The sequence below is a fragment of the Neisseria sp. 27098_8_112 genome, assembly GCF_041433235.1.
Taxonomy (GTDB): Bacteria; Pseudomonadota; Gammaproteobacteria; order Burkholderiales; family Neisseriaceae; genus Neisseria.
Genome location: NZ_JAPWBB010000006.1, coordinates 1 through 20,421, shown reverse-complemented (window position 1 = coordinate 20,421; position 20,421 = coordinate 1). Strand labels below are relative to the sequence as shown.

18 protein-coding genes are annotated in these 20,421 nt (G+C 46.2%); 6 read left to right on the top strand and 12 right to left on the bottom strand.

Annotation, left to right across the window (positions count from 1 at the left end; genetic code table 11):
* Positions 1-113: 113 nt before the first annotated feature.
* Positions 114-554: a surface-adhesin E family protein gene (locus O3682_RS05185; protein ID WP_101755668.1), complete on the top strand. Its 441-nt coding sequence runs from the start codon at positions 114-116 to the stop codon at positions 552-554.
* Positions 555-938: 384 nt separating this feature from the next.
* On the opposite strand, the gene O3682_RS05180 is transcribed toward O3682_RS05185, so the two are convergent.
* Positions 939-1,508, bottom strand: coding sequence for an L-threonylcarbamoyladenylate synthase (locus O3682_RS05180; RefSeq protein WP_371508950.1), 570 nt, complete (start codon positions 1,506-1,508; stop codon positions 939-941).
* A gap of 72 nt (positions 1,509-1,580) precedes the next feature.
* Entirely contained in the window at positions 1,581-2,852 is a 1,272-nt protein-coding gene (gene purD, locus O3682_RS05175; protein ID WP_371508827.1) for a phosphoribosylamine--glycine ligase, read from the bottom strand.
* A 139-nt stretch (positions 2,853-2,991) separates the two neighbouring features.
* Between purD and O3682_RS05170 the strand changes: the two genes are divergently transcribed.
* Positions 2,992-3,303 (top strand): DUF4298 domain-containing protein, encoded by a 312-nt coding sequence (locus O3682_RS05170; protein ID WP_371508825.1) that lies wholly within the window; start codon positions 2,992-2,994, stop codon positions 3,301-3,303.
* A gap of 54 nt (positions 3,304-3,357) precedes the next feature.
* On the opposite strand, the gene O3682_RS05165 is transcribed toward O3682_RS05170, so the two are convergent.
* The 5 genes from O3682_RS05165 to O3682_RS05145 form a co-directional block, all read right to left on the bottom strand.
* A complete protein-coding gene (locus O3682_RS05165) occupies positions 3,358-3,969 on the bottom strand; it encodes an IMPACT family protein (protein WP_371508824.1) in 612 nt (203 codons plus the stop codon).
* A 61-nt stretch (positions 3,970-4,030) separates the two neighbouring features.
* Positions 4,031-4,963: an electron transfer flavoprotein subunit alpha/FixB family protein gene (locus tag O3682_RS05160; RefSeq protein ID WP_371508822.1), complete on the bottom strand. Its 933-nt coding sequence runs from the start codon at positions 4,961-4,963 to the stop codon at positions 4,031-4,033.
* Positions 4,964-4,973: 10 nt separating this feature from the next.
* The gene (locus tag O3682_RS05155) at positions 4,974-5,723 is read right to left on the bottom strand and encodes an electron transfer flavoprotein subunit beta/FixA family protein (RefSeq protein ID WP_003686610.1); all 750 of its coding nucleotides are present in this window, start codon (positions 5,721-5,723) and stop codon (positions 4,974-4,976) included.
* Between the two features lie 183 nt (positions 5,724-5,906).
* The gene (gene waaC / locus O3682_RS05150) at positions 5,907-6,875 is read right to left on the bottom strand and encodes a lipopolysaccharide heptosyltransferase I (protein WP_371508820.1); all 969 of its coding nucleotides are present in this window, start codon (positions 6,873-6,875) and stop codon (positions 5,907-5,909) included.
* A gap of 47 nt (positions 6,876-6,922) precedes the next feature.
* Positions 6,923-7,558, bottom strand: coding sequence for a nicotinamidase (locus O3682_RS05145; RefSeq protein ID WP_371508819.1), 636 nt, complete (start codon positions 7,556-7,558; stop codon positions 6,923-6,925).
* Positions 7,559-7,728: 170 nt separating this feature from the next.
* Here O3682_RS05145 and tsaA point away from each other — a divergent pair, with 170 nt between their 5' ends.
* A complete protein-coding gene (gene tsaA, locus O3682_RS05140; RefSeq protein WP_371508818.1) occupies positions 7,729-8,403 on the top strand; it encodes a tRNA (N6-threonylcarbamoyladenosine(37)-N6)-methyltransferase TrmO in 675 nt (224 codons plus the stop codon).
* Positions 8,404-8,499: 96 nt separating this feature from the next.
* Here the strand turns inward: tsaA and gap are convergent, their stop codons facing one another.
* Positions 8,500-9,504, bottom strand: coding sequence for a type I glyceraldehyde-3-phosphate dehydrogenase (gap, locus tag O3682_RS05135; RefSeq protein WP_049335677.1), 1,005 nt, complete (start codon positions 9,502-9,504; stop codon positions 8,500-8,502).
* Between the two features lie 650 nt (positions 9,505-10,154).
* Here gap and lpxC point away from each other — a divergent pair.
* On the top strand, positions 10,155-11,069 hold the full coding sequence (gene lpxC, locus O3682_RS05130) for a UDP-3-O-acyl-N-acetylglucosamine deacetylase (RefSeq protein ID WP_371508817.1): 915 nt from the start codon (positions 10,155-10,157) through the stop codon (positions 11,067-11,069).
* A 239-nt stretch (positions 11,070-11,308) separates the two neighbouring features.
* Here lpxC and ggt read toward each other — a convergent pair whose 3' ends face one another.
* Positions 11,309-13,078 (bottom strand): gamma-glutamyltransferase, encoded by a 1,770-nt coding sequence (ggt, locus tag O3682_RS05125; protein WP_371508815.1) that lies wholly within the window; start codon positions 13,076-13,078, stop codon positions 11,309-11,311.
* A gap of 481 nt (positions 13,079-13,559) precedes the next feature.
* Between ggt and gnd the strand changes: the two genes are divergently transcribed.
* Complete coding sequence (gene gnd / locus O3682_RS05120; protein WP_371508813.1) at positions 13,560-15,008, top strand: decarboxylating NADP(+)-dependent phosphogluconate dehydrogenase; 1,449 nt, start codon at positions 13,560-13,562, stop codon at positions 15,006-15,008.
* 1,321 nt (positions 15,009-16,329) lie between these two features.
* On the top strand, positions 16,330-16,797 hold the full coding sequence (locus tag O3682_RS05115; RefSeq protein ID WP_371508811.1) for a CinA family protein: 468 nt from the start codon (positions 16,330-16,332) through the stop codon (positions 16,795-16,797).
* Between the two features lie 78 nt (positions 16,798-16,875).
* Here O3682_RS05115 and efeB read toward each other — a convergent pair whose 3' ends face one another.
* The 3 genes from efeB to efeU all read right to left on the bottom strand — a co-directional run bounded on the left by efeB (position 16,876) and on the right by efeU (position 20,279).
* The gene (gene efeB / locus O3682_RS05110; protein WP_371508809.1) at positions 16,876-18,141 is read right to left on the bottom strand and encodes an iron uptake transporter deferrochelatase/peroxidase subunit; all 1,266 of its coding nucleotides are present in this window, start codon (positions 18,139-18,141) and stop codon (positions 16,876-16,878) included.
* 134 nt (positions 18,142-18,275) lie between these two features.
* Entirely contained in the window at positions 18,276-19,442 is a 1,167-nt protein-coding gene (gene efeO, locus O3682_RS05105; RefSeq protein ID WP_137041369.1) for an iron uptake system protein EfeO, read from the bottom strand.
* Between the two features lie 12 nt (positions 19,443-19,454).
* Positions 19,455-20,279 (bottom strand): iron uptake transporter permease EfeU, encoded by an 825-nt coding sequence (gene efeU / locus O3682_RS05100; protein WP_371508807.1) that lies wholly within the window; start codon positions 20,277-20,279, stop codon positions 19,455-19,457.
* Positions 20,280-20,421: the final 142 nt, after the last annotated feature.

The following is a 20,421-nucleotide window of genomic DNA, read 5'->3' as shown; positions in this document are numbered from 1 at the left end:
CAGCGTATTTTTCATAAAATTCTTTTCAGAGGTTCAACTTTGCAAAATCGATTTACGATATATGCCATCTTCACGGATAATATCGGCTGACTTTCTGTAAATAATGAGGTTTTATGAATATCAAACGTTTTTCCTTAGCTGCAACCGTATTTGCGGCTTTGATGTTGAGTGCCTGTGAAACAACCACCACTTCAAGCGGCAGCGGTAGTTGGACCAACATCGGCACCATCTCTGAAGGCAATATCAAAGTGGCCATTGATAGAAGCAGCATTAAAAGAAATGGCGCACTGGTTACTTTCCGCGATAAAAAAACCGTTTCCAAACTGAAAGAGGAACGTTTCGTCAACACGCCGGCCTATAAAACGGCCATCGGCAGCTGGGAAATTCATTGCTCAAACAAAACCTATCGCCTGGCAGCGCTGCAACTGATGGACGAACACGGCCGGGTGATTTCCAACCAAAGCTATACGCCGACCAGCATCCGCCCAATGAGCGTCATGAGCGGTACGATTACTGAAAAACAATACGAAACTGTGTGCGGACATAAGCTTTAATCCACACTTATTCACAAAGTTATCCACAGTTTAAATATTTAAAAGGCCGTCTGAATGCTTTGAATATCAAGTTTCAGACGGCATTTTTATGTTTTTATGGAAATTTATCTTCAAATTTATCCACAAAATTTGTTTATTCAAAAATAATTTATTACAGCGATTCATTTACGCTCAAAATTTGCTTCATTCTTTGCCAGAGCATTTCACAAAATACTGCTTTATACTCTATTTACTGACTTAATATCTGCTTAATCAAGCTGTATTTACAGGTTGCTATGCATTAAACTGGATCTGCGTTAAATGCTTTTCACATAGTTATTCCAATCTTTTGGAAAAATTTGCTTCTCCAAATAAATACCTTTCCTTTGAAAATACAGCCCTTCTTTAACGCAGCCTTGTTCCTGTTTCTCCATCAATAATCTGGCTGGGCGTTTTCTGCTTACCTATCAATCCGCCTACAACCCATACTTTCCTGCCAAACTGTCTTCTGACTTCCCTTTCCGTTTTGCACGCCCGTTTGCCTGCGCGATTGCATGAAGTAGAGACTAAAGGCATTTCCAAAACCTGGCACAAACGCCTTGTACCTGCGTGCGCCGGAACCCTGACAGCCAATTTACTGCGTCCTTTTCCTCGCAACGAAGACAATACTTTTTTGCCGGTCGGCAATAAAAAAGTTTTCGGAGCCGGCCATGCTTCATGCAGCATGGTTTGAATATTTTCAGACGGCCTTTGCAGCAAAGGTTGCAACTGTTCCAAGCTATGGCCAATAACAATCATGCCTTTGTGTTGTGGTCGTTTTTTCAGATGAATCAGTTGGTTGAGTGCTTTAGGCAAAGTAGGGACACAGCCCAAACCATAGCAAGACTCGGTAGGATAGGCGACCAAACCGCCTTTTTTAAGATGCGCCTGCAACCTGCGTTGGGCTGCAGCCGATAAAATTCTGGGGAACATCATCATAATACCAAGACCGTCTGAAACTGCGATTGTCGGACAATCTGTGTTCAGACGGCCTATTTCTATTCATTATTAACGGTTGATGGCTTTATCGGCAATGTCTTTACGGTATTGCATACCGTCAAAATGGATTGTTTCCAATGCCTCATAAGCCTTGCTTTTAGCTTGTGCAACATCATCGCCTAAACCGACTACACACAATACACGGCCGCCGTTGGTTACAACTTCGCCTTTTTCATTCGTTGCAGTACCGGCATGGAAAACTTTACCAATTTGATTGGACTTATCCAAGCCGAAGATCACATCGCCTTTTTTTGGAGAATCAGGATAATTTTGTGCAGCCAACACTACGCCTACTGCAGTCTGCGGATTCCATTCGGCAGAAACACTATCCAGTTTGCTGTCGATTGCCGCTTCAACCAAGTCCACTAAATCGCTATCCAAACGGCTCATAATCGGCTGGGTTTCAGGATCGCCGAAACGGCAGTTGAATTCGATGGTATAAGGCGCACCGGTTTTATCAATCATCAAGCCTGCGTATAAAAAGCCAGTAAATTCATGACCTTCTGCTTTCATACCGGCCACCGTCGGCAAAATAATTTCATTCATCGCGCGCTCGTACACATCAGGCGTTACCACCGGAGCAGGGCTGTATGCGCCCATACCGCCGGTATTAGGGCCTTTATCGTCATCCAGCAGGCGTTTATGGTCTTGACTGGTTGCCATCGGCAAAACATGATTACCGTCCACCATAACGATAAAGCTCGCTTCCTCGCCTTGCAGGAAATCTTCAATCACAACACGCGCGCCTGCATTGCCCATTTTGTTGCCCAACAACATATCGTCGATAGCGGCATGAGCTTCATCCAAAGTCATGGCGACAATCACGCCTTTACCGGCAGCCAAACCATCCGCTTTAATAACAATCGGCGCACCTTTTTGGTTGACGTAATCATGTGCCGCATCGGCATTTTCAAAGGTTTGGTATTGCGCGGTTGGAATGTTATATTTTGCCATAAACGCTTTAGCAAAATCTTTTGAACTCTCCAACTGGGCCGCGTATTGAGTCGGGCCAAAAATCTTCAATCCGGCAGCACGGAAGTCATTCACCACACCCGCAGCCAAAGGCGCTTCAGGGCCGACTACGGTAAAGGCAATATTTTCATTACGGCAAAAATCAATCAAATTTTGATGCGCCGTCAACGCCACATTCTGCAGTTTAGGCTCAATTGCCGTTCCGGCATTACCAGGTGCAACAAAGACAGTTTCTACTTTAGACGACTGCGCCAATTTCCAAGCCAGTGCGTGTTCACGTCCACCATTACCAATAACGAGCAATTTCATACCGTCTCCTTGAAGAATAGATGTTGTAAATAAAATTCAATCGATGGAATATTGTTCCATCTTGCATAGCTGTTTCAAATTAAGAATAATATTGCACCAAGACAACCATACTCTAATTTCAAACAACGAAAGGAAAATCATGCAAAAACGTATTGACGAAATTCAAAGTAAATACCGTGAATGGTGCGAATTACTACCACAACTGGAAGCAGATATCGCCCGCTGGAAACATGCTGCAAGCCTCATGCAAGACATGGATGACTTCTATACCAACGAATACCAAGCATGCCATCAAGCCATTGAAGAAGAGGCAGATGTTGATTTGCGAACACAGGGCGAATACAGCATTATGAGCGAAGATGCCCTATGGAACGCACTGGGAGAATTTCATCAACTGGCTTGGGAACACCTGCGCTCAAGCGTAAATGCTTTAGACAGATACCAAGGCTAAAACATCAAAGGCCGTCTGAAACTTTTGATTGATCAAATATGTTCAGACGACCTTTTATTCAAACGGCTTCTCAGTATTTACTTCAATTTGGCGCGTATTTTTCCAGGCGGCAATACAGGCTTCATAATCGGCCAACGCTATTTTCACTGTCAACTTACAATCCAGCTGCAAATCCTGTTCCACAATATCGGCCTGATATTGTTTGGCAATCCGTATAGTCTCATTCAAAACAGGATATTCACACTTCAACCAAACTGTCTTTTCGACATTCTTTTCAACAACTTCAGCTATCGACAATGCCTGAGCCGTTGATTCCTTATAAGCATGAATCAAACCGGGAACACCCAATAGCGTACCGCCAAAATAGCGCACAACCACAACTAACACATCCGTTACGCCGACAGAATCAATCTGTCCCAGAATAGGGCGGCCTGCACTTCCGGACGGTTCTCCATCATCGTTTGCGCGAAACTGCATTCCGTCCACACCCAATCGATAGGCGTAACACCAATGTCGTGCTTTGTGATGCTCTTCCTTTAATGGGTCGAGATATTTCTTCACATCGGCCAAAGTGCAGATCGGATAGGCGTATGCAATGAAGCGACTGCCTTTATCTTTAAATTCAGCCTGTGTCGGTGTAGTAATGGTTTTATAGGTCGTAATCATGCCAAAATATTTTCAGACGGCCTTTGTTATAAAAGGCCGTCTGAACGTTTCACGTGAAACATTAGTTTTTCAGTGCTTCAGTCAGTTGAGGCACAACTTCAAACAAATCACCAACCAAGCCGTAATCTGCCACATTGAAAATCGGAGCGTCAGCATCTTTGTTGATGGCAACAATTACTTTACTGTCCTGCATACCGGCAACGTGTTGGATAGCACCGGAAATACCGATAGCAAAGTACAGTTGCGGCGCAACCACTTTACCGGTTTGTCCGACTTGGGCATCGTTTGGCGCATACTCGGCATCCACTGCTGCACGGGATGCCCCAATCGCCGCACCCAAAACATCAGCCAAAGGAGTCAATACTTCATTGAATTTCTCAGCACTGCCCAATGCACGGCCACCGGAAACAATCACTTTTGCCTGGGTCAATTCAGGACGGTCAGATTGGGAAAGTTGACGGTTTACGAAACGGCTCAGGTTTTGAGCAGGCGTTGCCTCAACAGTAACCACTTCTGCATTACCGCCTTGTCCGGCAACATCAAATGCTGTCGCACGGAAAGTCAGTACCAGTTTTTCAGAATTGGATTGAATGGTTTCAAATGCATTACCGGCATAAATCGGACGGACAAATGTCGAGTTATCCACAACTTCGGTTAAATCCGAAACTTGTGGCACATCCAACAGGGCAGCAACCCGGGGCAACAGATTTTTACCAAACGCAGTTGCAGTCGCAGCCACATAGCGGTAATCCGCAGCCAGTTTAACAACCAAAGGCGCTAATTCTTCTGCCAAACCTTCAGCGTAATAGGGCGCATCAGCTGCCAAAACTTTCGCTACACCTGCAACCTGTTTCGCCTCTTCAACCACCGCAGCAGCATTGCTGCCTGCAACCAATAAATCTACATTACCCAATTTAGCGGCAGCCGTTACCGCATGCAAAGTGGCAGGATTCAAATGTTGGTTATTATGTTCCGCAATAATCAATACGCTCATTTCATACTCCTTAGATCACTTTGGCTTCGTTTTTCAGCTTTTCAACCAACTCAGCAACATCAGCCACTTTCACACCGGCTTGACGTGCTTTAGGTTCAGCAAATTTCACGGTATTCAAACGCGGAGAAATATCCACAGCCAAATCGGCAGGACTCAATTTTTCCAAAGGTTTTTTCTTTGCCGCCATGATATTAGGAAGTTTGACAAAGCGTGGTTCGTTCAAACGCAAATCCGCACTGATCACCGCAGGCAGCTTCAATGCAACAGTTTCTTCGCCACCGTCAATTTCACGGGTTACCAATGCTTCTTCGCCTTCAATTTGCACTTTTGATGCAAAAGTACCTTGAGCCGCATTCAACAACGCAGCCAACATTTGGGCAACTTGGTTGGCGTCATCGTCAATTGCCTGTTTGCCCAGCAGTAAAATTTGCGGATTTTCTTTATCTGCAACAGCTTTCAGTAATTTTGCAACGGCCAAAGGTTCCAACTTCGCATCAGTCTCAACATGAACCGCACGGTCGGCACCCATCGCCAAAGCAGTACGCAACGTCTCTTCGCATTTTTTCTCGCCAAGAGAAACAGCAACAATCTCGCTTACTTTTCCGGCTTCTTTCAAACGGACAGCTTCTTCTACCGCGATTTCATCAAACGGGTTCATCGACATTTTGACATTACCGATATCCACATCGGAACCATCGGCTTTCACACGAACTTTGACGTTATAGTCCACTACGCGCTTTACTGCGACCAGTGCTTTCATTCAATTCTCCTAAAAAGAATGTCCATCAAATCAAGCATTCTGCTTTTGATACATTCTTTATATAAAATCCAATTCAGTTTTTACCAACATGATAAAACCAAATTTGTATAAATCTTGGCAAATAGAGCGGAATTATATCATTTCTAAAGCATTTACTCAGAAAATAAATCCACCCCCCAGCAATTATTTACCGTATGCTGCAACACAATCCATCAAGGTTTGATAAACCTCGTCAACATTGGGAATTTGAGCAATACCGCCTAAATTTTTTGCATAATCCGAAACTTGAACGCCGGTCTTGACCGGATCTGTATCTGTATAAATTCCTACAACAGGCTTTTCCAACGCATTGGCAAGATGCAGTAGTCCGGTATCTACGCCAATAATACCCTCTGCGTTTTTCAATAAAAATGCAGCCTGTAATAAATTCATTTTGTCGCAAACCGAAGCAAACGGTAAATCGCTTGCAATCTGTTCGGCACGCATTTTTTCGGTTTCATTTCCCCATGGCAGATATACATTGCATTGTTGTTCTTCATTCAACTTTTTCAATAATGCACGCCAGTGTTCTACCGGCCATAATTTACTGTCACGACTGGTTGCATGCAAAGCAACGTAATAGGAGAATTGCAAATTTTTCAGACGGCCTGATTCAGAAACCGTCAAACCAAATACCTGCGTTTCAGGCATTGTATAACCAAATACTTGGGCGAATAATTCACGGTTTTGCCAGACCGCATTTTTACCTTTCAGCACGGAAAACGTTTTACTATATGCAAGAGCAGCCAAACTTTCACGCGCGCTGTGTTTATCCAAACCGTAAATAGGGGATTTCGCCATTTTGGCAAAGCATGCGCTTTTAATCAGTCCTTGACTATCTAAAACAAAATCAAAAGATTCAGCCTGTAAATCCGTTTTCAGACGACCTATTTCACGCCATGTTTCAGCCTGAAAAAGGTGTTTACGCCATTGCCGCCATTTCATTACATGAACCTTTTTGACAAAAGGATGCAAGCGAGCAATATCTGCAAACCCTGCCTCACATAGCCAATGGAGCTCTACCTCAGGACATTGTCGCGCCAAATCTTCAACTGCGGGCAACGTATGAATTAAATCGCCCATACTGGACAAGCGGACAAGTAAAATCTTCATATTTTGGAAAATGTTTCACGTGAAACAACAGAATTTAAAAATATAATTTATTGATTATTAATGTATTTTCTTATTTCTTCAGCGTTTTCTAAAATAATAGCTCCGGCAGAATGCATTTCCTGCCATGCAGATTCAACCGTTTCCGGAGCAATGCCACGGCAAGCAGCCTGATTGACAATGACTTTCCAAGCCCCGCCTTTAAGCAACTGTAAAACCGTTGTCTTCACACAATAATCCGTTGCCAAACCGCCGACAATAACTGTATCTGCATTTTGACAGCGCAACCATTCGATCAAACCTGTACTGAGCTTTTCCTCAATATCGTGAAAACATGCGCCGTAAGGATGCAACTCAGGATCAACGCCTTTCCAAACGCAATAATCGTATTCTTTGGCTGAAGGCAGGCCATCCAACAATTCATAGCCATATGTTCCAACCATCGCATGCGACACCCAAGTCAAATCCGCATCGGACAAACCCGTCGGTTTCAACATATCAACAGGATTATCCACAAGCCATTTTGCCGTGGCATGATGCGCATCTTTCGTCATCACGCGTAAATCCGCCAATGCAGCTTGGGCATTGAGTTCATCCGCAATCAGATGACCTTCGGTAACAGGCAATTCTTTCGGACACAAAGGCGTAAACGTTTTTTGTGCATCTACATCGATAGAAACAATCATGGATTAATTTAACCTATTGATTTTATTTTATATTATTCAAATTGAGCATTTATTGCCCATGTACGGACATTTGGAATAAATGCTTTGTATTATAACAAATTACTACCGCAAAATGTGGGAAAACATCTGTGATATGATGACAGTTTGCACAGAATATTTATCCACAAATTATGTCCTATTCGATTACGCCTATTGCAACCGTTCATTCCCCCTACAAACAAAAATTCGGCATTGCCCGCCAACCCGGTTTGGTTCCTGCAGCAGAAATTTGCATTGAACTCACTCCTGAATTTACCGCAGACAGCGTTCGGGGCTTGGAATATTTCGACTATGTGTGGATAAGCTTTATTTTTCACGGCGTATTGGATGAAGGTTGGGCGCAAATGGTGCGTCCGCCACGGCTTGGAGGCAAACAAAAAATGGGCGTATTTGCCACGCGCAGCCCGCACCGCCCCAATCATCTCGGTTTATCCCTGCTGAAACTCGAACGAATCGAAACAGGCAAACCTGTTCGCATCTATTGTAGCGGTGCAGACCTATTGGACGGTACTCCGGTAGTGGATATCAAACCCTACATCCCGTTTGTTGAATCCAAACCTGACGCATCATCAGGCTTTGTCAGCGGCAAACCTGAAGAATTGAACGTTGTCTGGGTAGAAAGTACTCTTACGGAACATTTATCCACAGAAGAAAAACATCTCATTGAGCAAAGCATTGCCCAAGATCCCCGCCCTGCCTATCAAGATATTCCCGAACGGGTTTATGTAATGAATATTGCGGATTATGAAGTACAGTTTAGGATAGAAAAAAAATGTGCCACTGTGATTAAACTATCCACAATCTGAATTACCAATTTAATCTATCTACATACAAAAGGCCGTCTGAAATGTTCAGACGGCCTTTTAATCATCCACAGACTGATTGATTCAGTCTGTTATCCTTTAGATTTTGCTGGCAAAAAATTCCAAGGTGCGAACCAATTGGCAAGTGTAAGACATTTCATTGTCGTACCAAGCAACGGTTTTCACCAATTGTTTATCGCCAACTGTCATCACGCGGGTTTGAGTCGCATCGAAGAGTGAGCCGTACTCGATACCGATAACGTCGGAAGAAACGATTTGATCTTCAGTGTAGCCTAAAGCATCGTTGGCGGCAGCTTTCATGGCTGCATTGATTTCTTCTTTGGTAACAGGACGTTCGAGAACAGAAACCAGTTCGGTCAAAGAGCCTGTAGCAACAGGAACGCGTTGGGCAGAACCATCAAGTTTGCCATTCAATTCAGGGATAACCAAGCCGATGGCTTTAGCGGCACCGGTGCTGTTCGGTACGATATTCAAGGCAGCGGCACGGGCGCGGCGGAAGTCGCCTTTGCGGTGTGGCGCGTCAAGGGTGTTTTGGTCGCCGGTATAGGCATGGATGGTAGTCATCAAGCCTTCGACGATACCGAATTCTTTTTGCAATACCGCAGCCATAGGAGCCAGGCAGTTAGTCGTACAAGAAGCGGCGGAGATAACAGTTTCGCTACCATCCAAAATATCTTGGTTTACGCCGTATACAACGGTTTTCACATCATTGCCGCCAGGAGCCGAAATCACAACTTTGCGCGCACCGGCACGGATATGGGCTTCCGCTTTGGTTTTATTGGTAAAGAAACCGGTACATTCGAGGACGACGTCCACACCCAGCTCGCCCCAAGGCAATTCTTCAGGATTAGGATTGGCAAATACTTTGATTTCTTTGCCGTTAACAACAATAGCGTCGTCTTTCAATTCGGCAGAGCCTTCAAAGCGGCCTTGAGTACTGTCGTATTTGAAGAGGTGCAACAGCATGTCTGCAGGAGTCAAGTCGTTAACAGCAACGACTTCGATACCTTGGGCTTTTTCAATTTGACGCAATGCCAGACGACCGATACGGCCAAAACCATTAATCGCTACTTTAATACTCATTTTGCTACTCCTAATTAGATGGAATGGGAAAAATTTCTCAGTGAGGCCATTGTATCCTGAAATAAAATTACTTTCTAGGATTTCAGATGATTACTTTTAAGTTGTTTGATTTAAATAAAGAAAACATGAAATTCTTGTTTGTAGGAAAATATCAGGTAAATCGAATCAGACTTAGCTTTTGATATTTTATTTCATAAAAACCATTTTCCAATCTTAAAAGTTTCATAAGTTTATGGAAATCATAAACTTAGTTCTATTTCTCCATATTTTGCCATTTTTGTGTTGATAATTCAGTGTTTTCTTCAAATCATAGTATTTTAATTCTTAAAATGATGATTTTGATGAAGAACTAAACTATCTGTGGATAACGGAATAACTTTCTTTAAAACCAATTTGATAATTCCTTTTTATCTTTGAGGCCAACCCCAACTGAATACCGGAATAAAAAAGGATAGAATCTTAGTTCTTCTATTTTTCTGTGGATAAAACCCAAATTACCCACTTCAATTTCACATACTATTGTGGATAATTTAAATCTAGAGGTTTCTCTCGCAAAACATCCATATTGGCAAATACTATTAAAAATGATGGCTTGTTTTTTCCTTTTTAACGTATCATTTGCCCATCAGACTTTTTAAAAGGAAGCAATTATGTTGCAACGGACTTTAGCCAAATCAGTAAGCGTTACCGGCGTCGGCCTGCATTCGGGCGAAAGGGTCGCTCTGACTTTGCATCCTGCCGAAGAAAACAGCGGTATTTCGTTCCGCCGTACTGATTTAAGTGGGGAAATGGGCGAAATGATCAAATTGAATCCTTATTTGATCAACGATACCCGTCTCTCTTCAACCATCGTTACCGATAAAGGTGTGCGCATCGGCACGATTGAACACATTATGTCGGCTCTGTCTGCCTATGGCATCGACAATGCCTTGATTGAATTGAACGCGCCTGAAATTCCGATTATGGACGGCTCCAGCCTGCCGTTTATTTACCTATTACAAGATGCAGGCGTTGTCGATCAAAAAGCCCAAAAACGTTTTCTAAAAATCCTCAAACCCGTTGAAATCAAAGAAACCGGAAAATGGGTGCGCTTTACGCCTTATGACGGCTTTAAAGTTACTTTAACCATCGAATTTGATCATCCCGTATTCAACCGAAGCGCACCTACTTTCGAGATTGATTTTGCAGGAAAATCCTATATCGATGAGATTGCCCGCGCCCGTACCTTCGGCTTTATGCACGAAGTGGAAATGATGCGCGCCCACAATCTCGGACTGGGCGGCAATTTGAATAACGCCATCGTGATTGACGACATAGATGTTTTGAATCCGGAAGGTTTGCGCTATCCCGATGAATTTGTCCGCCACAAAATCCTTGATGCGATTGGCGATTTGTACATTGTCGGCCATCCGATTATCGGCGCATTTGAAGGTTACAAATCAGGCCATGCCATCAATAATGCGCTGTTGCGCGCCGTTTTGGCAGATGAAAGCGCTTACGAATGGGTTGAGTTTGCCGATGACGAAGACTTGCCTACCGCTTTTCACGAGTTGCCGGCAGCCTGATAGAAAATAGATAAAGCAGTCCAATGAAAAGGCCGTCTGAAAGGTTCAGACGGCCTTTTCATGTCATTTTCCACAAGTAATTATCCACATATCCATCCCTTTTATCTTATTGAAAAATAAAAATATTAAAATTTAACGTTATTCTTATACACATCTTATCCATATATTTTCCCAAACTAAAAAGGCCATCTGAAAACATAAAAGTTTTCAGATTGCCTTTGCATGTCAAACCGATAAAATCAATCGCCCATGACCTTGCCTTCACGGCGCGGGTCAGCACCGCCAAGCAAACCGTCTTTGCCGATCACAATGCCTTGTACGCCGGAATTCAAATCGCGGATTTGGACTTTGTAGCCCAATTTTTCCAACGCAGCCGCTTTATCCGCAGCAGCGGTTTTATCCTCGATTTCATACTGGCTGCCGCGATTGAGCATATTCGGCAGTGAAATTGCCGTCTGAATGTCCATACCCCAGTCGATATGCGCTACCAGCGTTTTAGCGACAAAACCGATAATGCGGCTGCCGCCCGGCGAACCGACCGCCATATAAGGCTTGCCGTCTTTCATCACGATGGTCGGTGCCATTGAAGAACGTGGCCGTTTGCCGCCCGCCACGCTGTTGGCAACGATTTTACCGTCCTCTCCGACAGGATTGAAGGCAAAATCGGTTAATTCGTTGTTGAGCAGATAGCCGTTTGCCATCAGCCCCGAACCGAACGCGTTTTCAATCGAAGTCGTCATCGATACAACGTTGCCGTCTTTATCCACAACCACCAAATGACTGGTGGACGGCAGCTCGACCGCCATGCCTTGCGCGTATTCCTTGCCGAACTTGCCTGCCTGAATAGTTTCCAACGCCTTGTCAGCCTTGCGGATTTCTTCGGCACGCGGTTTCAAATAAGCCTGTGAAATCATGGCGCGGGTCGGAACGTTCACAAACGCAGGATCGCCGATGTAATGATCGCGGTCGGCAAACGCAATCCGTGATGCATCGCCTATCCAGCGCCAACTATGGATATTTTCCGCACCCAACCCCTTCATATCCTGATTCTGCAATACGCCCAAAATCTCGCCCAAAGTAATCGCGCCCGAACTTGGCGCGCCCATGCCGCAAACTTCATATTCACGATACGGCGCACAAACCGGCTTACGCTCGATAACTTGATAGTTTTTCAAATCCGCCATGCTGATTTTGCCGGGGTTATCCACAGCACCGGTAACGGCACGGACAATATTCTGCGCCTGCGCGCCCTGATAAAACGGCGCGCTGCCTTTTTCCGCCAACAAGCGTACGGAACGCGCAAATTCAGGATTTTTCAAAACCGTTCCCGCAGCTAAAGGCTTGCCGTCAGGTAGGAAATAGGTGGCGGTTTGTGGATAACGTTGCAAAGGTTCCAAATTTTGCTCGATGGATTTCGCCATACGAGGAGAAACGGCAAAACCTTGTTCCGCCAAAGTAATCGGTTTCTCAAACAAACTTGCCCACGGCAATTTGCCGTAACGCTTGTGGACATCTTCCAGCAGCTTCGGAATCCCCGGCACACCGACCGAACGGCCGCCGACCACAGCTTTCATAAAGCCCATCGGTTTACCGTTTTCGTCCAAGAAAAGTTCCGATGTTGCCGCTTTCGGTGCTGTTTCTCGGGCATCAAACGTCGTCAGCTTTTTCGCCTTATTGTCCCAATACACCAAAAACGCGCCGCCGCCCAATCCTGAAGATTGCGGCTCAACCAGTCCCAAAGTTGTCTGCATTGCGATCATCGCATCTATCGCACTGCCGCCGCGCTTCAAAATTTCATAACCGGCTTCAGTTGCCAGCGGATTGGCAGACGCCGCCATATAATGTTTGGCGCGGATTAATTTCTGCTCCGTGAGCCCTGTTCCTTGCTCCGGCGCATGGTTGTCCACAGATACAGAGGGCAGGGCAACTTGAGGCTTTTGAACCGGCTGTTGCGCACAAGCAGCCAAAATCAAAACGGATAACAGATTAATACTAAAGGAAAACTTCATATGCACACCTTATTGAAATATTTTCAGACGGCCTTTTCCCAGCTTAAATAAAAGGAAATATGAAAATAGCTTGAAATAAAAAACCATTTGACTATTTCTCTAGTCAATCAGTTCCAATTGGAGAAGTATAAAACAGGCTAAGATTGTGCACAGGCAAAAAGTTACCCACAGAATGAAGCAGCAGGAAATTTTTACCCACATCTGCAAACAAGGCCGACCTTACTTTATCCTCATCAAAAAATATCAGCTAAGTATTTGAAAAATTTATGTAATCAAAGTTATCAACAAGCTGTGTCAGCACTCAATATCATCTTCTATTTATTATTTAAAATCTAATTTATAGTTTGTTTTCCCAAAGGTAAAGGCTGTCTGAAACGTAAAGGCATCTTTTCAAAAAATTAGATAGTTAAGGATTGTTAAATCTCTGTAAATCAGATAGAGTTACGGTTGATAAATTAAATTAATAATGGAGCTTCCATCAATGAAAGGCGATATCGGCGTAATCGGCTTGGCCGTTATGGGTCAAAATTTGATTTTGAATATGAACGATCGCGGTTTCAAAGTCGTGGCGTACAACCGGACCACCGCTAAAGTAGACGATTTTCTCAACGGCGCAGCTAAAGGCACCAACATTATCGGTGCCTATTCATTGCAAGATTTAGTGGATAAACTGGAAAAACCGCGCAAAATCATGATGATGGTACGCGCAGGTTCTGTCGTGGACGACTTTATCGAGCAACTTGTCCCGCTTTTGGACCAAGGCGACATTATTATTGACGGCGGCAACGCCAACTATTCCGATTCCACCCGCCGCACCCACGAGCTGGCGGCAAAAGGCATCCGCTTTATCGGTGCCGGTGTATCCGGTGGCGAAGAAGGCGCGCGTCACGGCCCGTCTATCATGCCTGGCGGAGATGAAGCCGCATGGCCTGCCGTCAAACCGATTTTCCAAGCCATCTCCGCCAAAACGCCTCAAGGCGAGCCTTGCTGCGACTGGGTCGGCCGCGACGGTGCGGGCCACTTCGTCAAAATGGTGCACAACGGCATCGAATACGGCGACATGCAGTTGATTTGTGAAGCGTACCAATTCATGAAAGACGGTTTGGGTCTGTCTTATGACGAAATGCACCAAATCTTCAACGAGTGGAACAAAACTGAACTGGATTCTTATCTGGTCGAAATTACCGCCGCGATTTTGGGCTACAAAGATGAAAACGGCGAACCTTTGGTCGAAAAAATCCTCGATACTGCCGGACAAAAAGGCACAGGCAAATGGACCGGCATCAATGCCCTCGATTTGGGTATCCCGTTGACCCTGATTTCCGAAGCCGTATTTGCACGTTGCGTGTCCGCGTTTAAAGACCAACGCGCCCAAGCAAACAGCCTGTTTGGCAAAACCATTACCCCGATTAAAGGCGACAAAGCCGCATGGGTGGATGCTTTGCGCCAAGCCCTGTTGGCGTCCAAAATTATTTCTTATGCACAAGGCTTTATGCTGATTCGTGAAGCCAGCGAAAACAACGATTGGGCATTAAATTACGGCAACACCGCCCTCTTGTGGCGTGAAGGCTGCATCATCCGCAGCGCGTTCTTGGGTAACATCCGCGACGCATACGAAGCCAATCCTGATTTGGTCTTCTTGGGTTCCGATCCTTATTTCAAAGGCGTATTGGAAACCTGTCTGCCTGCATGGCGTAAAGTGGTGGCCAAAGCGATTGAGTGCGGTATTCCGATGCCTTGCATGGCTTCCGCCATTACCTTCCTTGACGGCTACACTTCCGAGCGTCTGCCGGCCAACCTGCTGCAAGCGCAACGCGACTACTTCGGCGCGCACACTTACGAGCGTACCGACAAACCGCGCGGCGAGTTCTTCCATACCAACTGGACAGGCAAGGGCGGCGATACCGCTTCAACCACATACGATATTTAATTTGCCTGGGCAAACAAAAGGCCGAATTAGGAAGAACAACAGTTACAGAAGGCATTATGTGTAAATGCTCTCTGAAGGTAGATGTGTTTAAACTTGTTGAAAGCCGTTAACAGGCAGAGTCTTTGCAAAAAACTCTTTATCCGACAGCCGAATCCCAAACACAGGATTTCGGCTGTTTTCGTTCTAAAATCTTCCTTTATCTTCCCAAAATTATCCTTTCCTTCTTCGAATACTTAATCATTAGGTATTCGGATCGTTTTTTAGGCGTAAATAGGTGTACTAGCTTATGGACGGTTTTCAGTAAGTTCAAACAAACCTACCTTCAGAGGGCTTTACGTATAATGCTATCTTGTAAGCAATCCTCTTTCAAATATTGCTGGTTTTCCATACTGTCGTAGCCTTTGTTGGCATAAATTGTCATGGCTTCTATTAGGTCTTCCAAAAAAGGAAATAGGTTTAAGAAAACAAAGAATTATTTACATAGCAGGTTAATAAAAATAAGACTATAAGACCTCTAAATGGCGTACCACCTTTCAAGCTTTACCATATTATAAAATTTCATAAAGTGGTACTGTTCCTTTTGTCGGTGTTCCGAATACCTAAACGGAAAATTATCATGACACATTATCATTAGGGTACGGGTCTTATCATTAGTCTGCGGTCGGGCGAAGAGGGTAAATTTCTAGCCGATGTTGTTCTACACACAGGTAACTGCTGTAGCGCATTGCTGTGATATTCCATGTAGGTGCACTTAGTATACGGATAGAGGTCCAATAATATCGCAGCCTGTCTTGGCTGCAGTACGGTTAGTTAAATGGCCACATACAGTTTTCGAGAATTATCATCAATAACAATAAATAGGCAATCCCTTAGATCGGTTATTTTTGATTTTGCAATAAAGGCAGCCATTTGGTGTTGCACCATTTCTTTAGGATAGGATTTGTTGTGGCGTTTGGCCTGTTTTTTTAAGTTTTTCCTCAATAGTTTTCTCAACTTTAGCTAACCACTTTATATCGTATTTTTCTTGTTTGAATTGGTTGTTGGTGCTGTTTTGTGGTGTAAATAGTGAGGGTACGGTAGATGGTTATGCTGCTTTGGTATTATCGGGACAGAGAAGTAACAGTGATTTTATCCTGTATATAGGCTCGCCAAACGGCTTAATGTTGGAAAGGTATGGGGCGGGTATTTTTGTGGATGTTCATGGTATTATTATTTTTCGCATACTGAAAAAAACACTAGAGTTTCTTACATCTAAAGCCTCTCTGAAACATAAGCAGGTTAAACTCTCACCTAAATCTCACCATTTCCATAAGGAGCCGCCATGTCCCATCTGCAAACCATCGCTGAACACCTGGCCAGCCGCCGTCAAACCGTTACCTGCGCCGAGTCCTGCACCGGCGGCCTGCTTGCAGGTGCACTGACTTCCATTCCCGGCAGCTCGCAATGGTTTCATCAAAGCTTCGTCACATACAGCAACCAAGCCAAACAAGACCGCCTCGGCGTCATGCCCGATACCTTGCTGAAACACGGTGCGGTCAGCCGCGAGACCGTCTATGAAATGGCACGCGGCGCAAAGGCCGTCGCGCAAGCCGATTACGCCTTGAGTATTTCAGGCATCGCTGGCCCCGGCGGCGGCAGCGCGGCCAAACCGGTCGGCACAGTCTGGTTCGGCCTGGCCACGCCCGAAGGCTCGTTTGAGCAAACCGCGCTTTTCACAGGCGATCGCGAAGCAGTAAGGGCGCAAGCCGTCGAATACGCATTGGCTTTCTTGGCGGAACACTTGGTTTGATAGAAAAAACTCAGGCCGTCTGAAATCTGGAAATCAGGTTTCAGACGGCCTTTTTATCTATTCAAACCATCGGCGGATTTATACGCCCAAAAGCTCTTTTCCGAGGAAGCTGCCTTTTTCGACACCCGGCAGGATGAAGAAATAGCCGCCGCCAAACGGGCTGATGTATTCCTCCAGCGGCTCACCGTTGAGCAGGTTTTGCACGAAGATGAAACCGTCGGCAAGGTTGGCCTGATAGCAGATGAACACCAAGCCGACATCGAGCTGGCCGTTGGCGGCGAGGCCGCGCGAGTAGTTGAAAGCGCGGCGGTAGAGCAGGTGTTTTTTCATAAACTCCGGATCGCGCGGATTGGCAAGGCGCATATGGCTGTCTTTGGGCGTGATTTTGCCGTCGGGGTCTTTGGCGAAATCGGCGGTGTCGCCTTCTTTTTTGCCGTCCATGGGCGCACCGCTGTATTTGCGCCGGCCGAAAATATCGGTTTGTTCCTGCATCGGGGTGCGGTCCCAAAACTCGACAAAGTGGCGGATGAGGCGGACGGCCTGATAGCTGCCGTTTTTCGCCCATGCCGGTTCGTCCAAGCTGTTGGCGGCAACGCCCGTCCACAGGACTTGATCGGCGACTTTGGGATCTTCGACTTTGGGATTGCCTGAGCCGTCGCGGAAACCTAAAAGATTGCGCGCGGCAATGGCGCCGGGTTCGGCTTTAGGGAGCCAACCGTCTATGCTCCAGCGGATCACGGCAAACTGGGCGGTATTTTTGATGATGTCGCGCAGGGCGGCTTGGCAGGTTTCGGGGGAAAACGCGCAAATTTGCAGGCTGAGGTCGCCGTCGCACCAAGATTTTTGGAGTTTGTCGTTGGGGAAGTCGCGCATTTCTTGCAGGTGTTTCGGCTTTTTGTCTTTGAGGCCGAAGCGGTCGTCAAAGAGGCTGCTGCCGACGCCGACGGTAACTGTCAGCCCGTCGGGGCGGAATTGTTTGCCGAGGATGCCGCTGCCCGCAGGCGGGAGTTTGTCGTCGCCGTCTTGGTATTCGCCGCCTTGGGTGAGGAATTCGATGCGGGCGGTCAGGGCGCGGAACAGGTTTTCAAGTTGTTTGGCATCTTTGGCGGTAACGTCAAAGGCACACATGATGCCGAAGAGCTGGTGTGGCGTAACGATGCCTGCCTGATGCTCGCCATAACACGGATAGGCCAGCTCGGAATGTTGGTTGTTTTGGGTCTCGGCGGCGGCTTCGCCTTGTTTTTTACCGGCAAAATAACCGGCAACGCCGATGGCGCCGGCGGCAAGGGCAGTTTTGAAAAGGGTTCGTTTTTCGGGTTGTGCCGGTTGTTTGTTTTGGCTCATGGTCTGCTCCTTGGCAGGGAACGGAAAGATTGCAATCGTGTGAAGTAAGGTCGGTTTTCAGACATATTTATGTAGGCAACAATAAGATTCAGACGGCCTTTCAATATCCAAAGGCCGTCTGAAAACGCGTTATCTTATTTCAAACCCAAAATGCCGCGCAGTTTGGCCAAGTCTTCTGCCAAGGCATTAATCGGCGCCTGCAGGGCTTTGCGGTCTTCTTCGCTCAGTTTGTCGTACAGCTCGAAGCCGTCTTGTTTTTTGTATTTTGCCAAAATGTCTTCAACCTGTTTGAAGTTGGCATCGGTTTTTTCCAACAACGCTTTGTCTTTGGCTTCGATCAGCGGACGGAACAAATCAACGATTTTTTTGGAGCCTTCCACATTGGCTTGGAAGTCACTCAAGTCGGTATGGCTGTAACGGTCTTCTTCGCCGCTGATTTTGCTGCCGGCCACTTCTTCAATCAAAACAGCCGCGCCGCCAACCACTTTGCTTGGCGGGAAGGAAAGGGCGTCGATTTCTTTTTGCAGGGATTCAACGTCTTTCATCAGTTTGTCGGCAGTCTCTTTCACGCCGGATACGTCTTTTTTCACCCACAGGGCGTGTTCGATGCGGTGGAAGCCGGTAAAGGCCGCGTCGTTTGCGCCGTCTTTGAAGTCGTCTTCACGCGCGTCGATGGCAGGATCGAGTTCGTTGAAGAGTTCGGCAATCGGCTCGATGCGTTCGTAGTGGAAGCGGGTGGCGGCAAACAGGGATTTCGCTTTTTCGATGTCGCCTGCTTTGACGGCTTCGGTAAAGGCTTTGGTTTTAGCGACCAACTCTTTGGCTTCCGCCTGAACATAAGCTTTATAGTCGGCCAGAGGTTGCGCCAGTTTTTCCAAATCGGCTTCGTTGGCCGTGTCTTTGAAGCCGCTGTCGGTAACAATCAGCTTACCGCGCGGATTAGTCAACAGGCCGCAAGTCATTTCATATTCGCCCGGCAGCAGGGTAACGGTCATTTTGTCGGATAAACCCGGGGCGATGTTTTCACGCTCGTCCACCACCATCACGCCTTTCAGAATTTCCCATTCCAGCTTGCGGCCGCTGTCATTTTTGATATTGAACACAACTTGGCCGCTGGGGACGGTCAATTCCATTGGTTCACAAGCAGTATCGTTCACGCCGATATTAACCGAACCGTCGGCATTGGCGGCAGCGGATGCGCCTGAAGCGGCAGGCGCGGCTTTTTCGGCTTCAGGCGGCTGACACGCGGTCAAACCCAGAGCCAACATTACGGACAAAGCAGTCAGATTGAATTTTTTCATTTTCATTCCTTTTTATTTAGTTAACGTTTTTGTCGGCGCGCTGCCGCGCAAAAACCAAATCATGACGGGAACCAGATACAGCAGCCAAATCAGGACTTCGCCTTCGGTTGGGTGGTCGGTATAGCCGAAGAAACCGCCGAGCAGCACGCCTAAAGGGCTGTCTTCATGCAAATATTTCGATGTATCAAAAGCGATGTCCTGCATCATATTCCATACGCCGGCCTCATGCAGCGCGCGAAACGAACCGGCCAGCAGACCGGCCGCCACCACAATCAAAAACGCTCCCGTCCAACGGAAAAACTTCGCCAAGTTCAGGCGCATACCGCCCTGATAAATCAGCGTACCGATGACAACCGCCACCAACAGCCCCAACACCGCGCCTATCGGCATAGACCACGTCGGGCTTTGCTGGAACACGGCCAGCAGGAAAAACACGCTCTCCAAACCTTCGCGCGCCACAGCCAAAAACGCCATGCCGACCAAGGCCCAACCCTGGCCGCTGCCGCGGTTCAAGGCCGACTGAACAGAATCCTGAAGATGCTGTTTCATCGAACGCGCAGCCTTTTTCATCCACAAAATCATGTACGTCAGCATCGCCACAGCCACCAGGCCGATGATGCCGACCACCAATTCCTGTTCTTTTTGCGGAATCTCGCCAGTAGCGGAATGAATGCCGTAACCGATACCCAAACACATGACCGAAGCCAAAAACACGCCCAGCCAAACCTTCGGCATCAGCTCGCTGTGTCCCGACTGTTTCAAAAAACTGGCAACAATACCGACGATCAGGGCGGCTTCGATGCCCTCGCGCAGCATAATCAATAAAGCAATCAGCATAAAAAACTCTAAAGTGAAACGTTCATTTGTTAACGCATTTATAACGCTTTATGTTTAATAATGCAAATTATTTTTATTTTTTAATAACCCTATATTTATTAAAATTTTTTAAAAGAAAATAACGAACGTAATCAATAAAAAC